Source organism: Nocardia aurea (genome assembly GCF_003123685.1).
In the GTDB taxonomy this organism is placed as follows: Bacteria; Actinomycetota; Actinomycetes; order Mycobacteriales; family Mycobacteriaceae; genus Nocardia; species Nocardia aurea.
Window position 1 is genome coordinate 1 of the sequence record NZ_QCYJ01000047.1, and the last position, 2,894, is coordinate 2,894.

General features: G+C 68.9%; 4 protein-coding genes. 3 read left to right on the forward strand and 1 reads right to left on the reverse strand.

The features are described 5' to 3' along the window. Positions 1 to 243, reverse strand: a 243-nt coding sequence (locus DAT37_RS12465; RefSeq protein ID WP_157978459.1) for a helix-turn-helix transcriptional regulator, incomplete at its 3' end; no start/stop codon positions are given. A 127-nt stretch (positions 244 to 370) separates the two neighbouring features. Here DAT37_RS12465 and DAT37_RS12470 point away from each other — a divergent pair. The 3 genes from DAT37_RS12470 to DAT37_RS12475 all read left to right on the forward strand — a co-directional run. Next, entirely contained in the window at positions 371 to 1,495 is a 1,125-nt protein-coding gene (locus DAT37_RS12470; RefSeq protein WP_109524929.1) for an epoxide hydrolase family protein, read from the forward strand. A 394-nt stretch (positions 1,496 to 1,889) separates the two neighbouring features. Beyond that, on the forward strand, positions 1,890 to 2,030 hold the full coding sequence (locus DAT37_RS44075) for a hypothetical protein (protein ID WP_157978460.1): 141 nt from the start codon (positions 1,890 to 1,892) through the stop codon (positions 2,028 to 2,030). Positions 2,031 to 2,127: 97 nt separating this feature from the next. Continuing rightward, positions 2,128 to 2,894, forward strand: a 767-nt coding sequence (locus tag DAT37_RS12475) for a M64 family metallopeptidase (RefSeq protein ID WP_198654224.1), incomplete at its 3' end; no start/stop codon positions are given.

Consider the following 2,894-nt stretch of genomic DNA (forward strand, 5'->3'; position numbering starts at 1 on the left):
AGCCACCGCCTCATCGTCATCCAGCAGCAGCGGTGGCAGGGCGCCGCCTGTGCCGAGCCGGTACCCGCCGGCTACACCAGCCCGCCCGTCGACCGGATAGCCGAGCCGGCGCAACCGGCCAATGTCATTGCGGATGGTGCGGGTGGTGACGCCGAGGCGGGTGGCGAGTTCGGTACTGGTCCAGTCGCGCCTGGCTTGCAACAAGGACAGCAGGCGCAGCAGGCGCGCCGAAGTTTCCCGCATTCTTCGACCTTTACCACAATCTAGGAACGATTCGTTCCCTTATTGTTCCTAGTCTTCTCCGTGTGAGCACTAGAGCTCCCTGGCCAGGTGCCTGGCCGTGCCGGCCCCGTTGACAAGGAGAAGCGCGATGAGCGACAGCATCCAGCCCTTCCGCATCGAGATCCCCCAGGCCGACCTCGACTATCTGCATGACCGGCTCGCCAACGCCCGCTGGCCCGGGGAACTGCCCGGCGTGGAGTGGACGCGCGGCGTACCGCTGGGCCATCTGAAGGAGCTCGCCGAGTACTGGCGCACGCGGTACGACTGGCGCGCCCAGGAGGCGCAGCTCAATCGGTATCCACAGTTCACCACCGAGATCGACGGCCAGCGTGTCCACTTCTTGCACGTCAAGTCCGACCAGCCTGACGCCAAGCCGCTGCTGATCACCCACGGCTTCCCGAGCTCCGTCGCCGAGTTCCTGCAGCTGATCGAGCCGCTGGTCAACCCTGCCGCGGGCCAGGCCTTCCACGTCGTCGCGCCCTCGCTGCCCGGGTACGGCTTCTCGACCCCGCTGGGCTCGACCGGCTGGGCGATGGGTCGCACCGCACGCGCCTGGGTCGAGCTGATGCGGCGGCTCGGCTACGAGCGGTACGGGGTGCACGGCGGCGATGTCGGCGCCGGTGTGTCCGGTCTGGTCGCCGGCCTCGACAGCGAGCACGTCATCGGCGTGCACGTCGTGACCGATCCGCTGACCGCCGCGAACGTCGCCACCTTCATCCCCGGGATGGCCGACCGACTCGACGAGAACGACCCGGTCGACAAGCTGATCCTGGAGCGGATGGACGCGTTCGACAAGGATGGTTCCGGCTACCTGGCGATCCAGAACAGCCGGCCGCAGACCATCGGCTACGGCCTGGTCGACTCACCGCTGCTGCAGCTCGCCTGGATCGCCGAGAAGTTCCACGAGTGGACCGACCTGCCGGTCGACCGCGACCAGCTTCTCACCACGGTCAGCCTGTACTGGTTCACCGGCTCGGGCGCGAGCGCCGCGCACACCCTGTACGAGCAGGCGCACTCGTCCGACTGGGGTGCGCCGCCGGCCGTCCCGCAGGGCTTCGCTGTCTTCGGCGCGGACGAGACGGTACGCAAGCTGGTTCACGCGCCGGCTGACGCGCACTGGACCGAGTTCCAGCGCGGCAAGCACTTCCCGGCGATGGAGGCCCCGGCCCAGCTGGCGGTGGACCTGCAGGCGTTCTTCGCGCCGCTGCAGTGACCGATGGGCTGAGGCAGGGTGGGCTCAACCGGGCGACGCCGGCTCGCCCCGGGCTCGGCGTCCAACGCCAGACCCTCTACCGGGCTGGCCTGGCTGGCCTGGACGATGTTCGATCGGTCCGCTGGCAGCCGGGCGGAACGGGCCTCCTACCCGGGTCATCGCCAGTCCCTTGCGGTAGGAGACCCGTGGTCGTTCAGCGTAAGACGTCACCGCCGATTGCTCGCACGGGTCCCGCCCCTCGTATCGGTGACGCTCCCACAAGGTCGTTTCTCGGCGGGGGGTGGGCAGCTGATCGCGGAGCGGCGCGCGCGATGATCGCGTGGCAGGGCGCCGGGGTGTCACGGCGGGCGTGGAGCCGCTGGATGCGACGGTGCCGCACCGACGGTAGGAGGGGATGCAGAAGCTGCACCAGCGGCACCACATCGTGGCCAGCGTGATGCCCTCCCGGGAGTCGCTGCTGCGGTTCGGCACCACGATCCTGAACACGCCCGAGCAGGTGGACCAGGCGATCAAGGAGGTGGCCGCGCTGCGCTGACCCATAACGCCGCGTTATCACGATCTGAGATGTGACCGCGTGGGCCGCGCTGGCAGATAGTGCTGGTGATGTCGTCTCCTACCCCCGAGGTTGCCTCATGCTGAGATTCGGGCCGTTATCCGCGCTCGTTCTGACCGCCTGCCTTCTCGTGTCCCCCGCTCCCGCGCAGGCCGCCGAGCCGGGATCCGCCACCGTCGTCCCCGTCCAGGTCACCGGCGATCCGGCCAAGAGGTTCAACCTGATCCTGCTGGGCGACGGCTACACCAAGAGCGAGCAGGACTCCTTCGGAGCCGACGCCGACCGGCATCTCAACGTCCTGTGGTCCATCGAGCCGTTCAAGACCTATCGCACCTACATCAACGTCTACCGGGTCGACATCGTCTCGGCCGACTCCGGGATCAGCTGCGACCCGGACCTCACCTCGCCGCGCAAGAACACCCCGCTGAGCATGGGCTTCTGGGGCCAGTGCAACCCGAACAGCGTGCAGCGCCTCATCACCATGGACAACGCGGCCGCCACCCGCTACGCCAATCTGGTGACCGGCACCTCCGCGGGCAACCGGCAGATCCTCGCGCTGGGCAACAGCACGACGTACGGCGGCGCGGGCGGCTCCTACGCCACCGCCTCGGGCAGCAACGCGATGTCGGCGCTGATCAGCCCGCACGAGCTGGGCCACTCGCTGGGCGGCCTGCAGGACGAGTACGACTACTACCAGCGCGGCGTCCCCGGCGGCGCTTACCCGCAAGGCGAGCCGTCCTCGCCGCACCACACCCTGCTCAGCGAGCAGCAACTGCGGGACCAGAAGCGCAAGTGGTGGCGCTGGCTCGGCGAGCCCAGCGAATCGGGCGGCCCGATCGCCCGCTA

Excerpts from the sequence above, each read along its gene's own strand:
- DAT37_RS12470 (WP_109524929.1), top strand. The coding sequence starts at position 371 with ATGAGCGACAGCATCCAGCCCTTCCGCATCGAGATCCCCCAGGCCGAC.
- DAT37_RS44075 (WP_157978460.1), top strand. The coding sequence starts at position 1,890 with ATGCAGAAGCTGCACCAGCGGCACCACATCGTGGCCAGCGTGATGCCC.